This window comes from Lacticaseibacillus camelliae DSM 22697 = JCM 13995 (assembly GCF_001311195.1).
Taxonomy (GTDB): Bacteria; Bacillota; Bacilli; order Lactobacillales; family Lactobacillaceae; genus Lacticaseibacillus; species Lacticaseibacillus camelliae.
In genome coordinates this window covers 1-796 of the sequence record NZ_BBAJ01000158.1, presented here as the reverse complement: position 1 = coordinate 796, position 796 = coordinate 1, and the positions used below count along the sequence as shown (strand labels likewise).

The 796-nt window shown below is 44.6% G+C and carries 1 protein-coding gene; it reads right to left on the bottom strand.

Features of this window, described 5'->3' with window-relative positions; genetic code table 11:
• Positions 1-796 (bottom strand): hypothetical protein (locus JCM13995_RS15130; protein ID WP_162230978.1); only part of this gene is annotated, 796 nt, incomplete at both ends.

Here is a 796-nt window from a genome sequence, read left to right as displayed (position 1 = left end):
AAAATTGAGGCCTTATAATAACTGTCTACCATGTCGGTCAATTTCTGAACATCCGGATTAACCTCTGGGAATGCCTTATGAACCTTGAGCAAGAAAGTCAACACACTGTTGACGTCAAAACTATCCGAAGTGAACCAGCCGTTGCCAGAAGTAAAGTACACACCAGCACGACTCAAGGCTTCGCCAGTCTTCAAATTCTGAACTTTATATGCGGCACCATTATTAATGCTGGCATTACTGAAGACAATTGTCTCGGTATCAGGAATGTAGTACGAACCATCTGAAAACTCGATCAACCCATTATCAGGATTATACTTACCAGCTTCCTTAGTGCTCATCCCATCCTTGTAAACCACCATTAGCAACTGCGAGCTGATAGCAGCTTGATTTGCGTCATCGCCATAATATGGATTAGGCAAAGTCAGCTTGTCCGTCTGTGTGTCGTACGTTGAGCCATCCGCAAAAGTAACAATACCAGTTTTCTCATCATAGGTCGCAGAAAGAGCCGAACTATGAGTGTCCATTGCTTTCGTCGCGAACTGGTCCGCAGGCTCCGCAAAGCTGACAATGTCTTTGTTATCTTCAAAAAGGTCCAAGTAGGAGCCGTTAGTTGGATCGACAAGCTCTAATTCTGGGTTGACCCATTTGTCAGGATCAGCTTGGTCTGTTTCAGTCTGGTACTGGTGCGCCGTGTTAACGGCTGGCTGAGAATATGCGTACCAAGAGTCAGTTTTACCAGTCACATCTTTAACTAATGCGGCGTACTTAGCATGGTCAAAAAGACCGTTTTTATCAA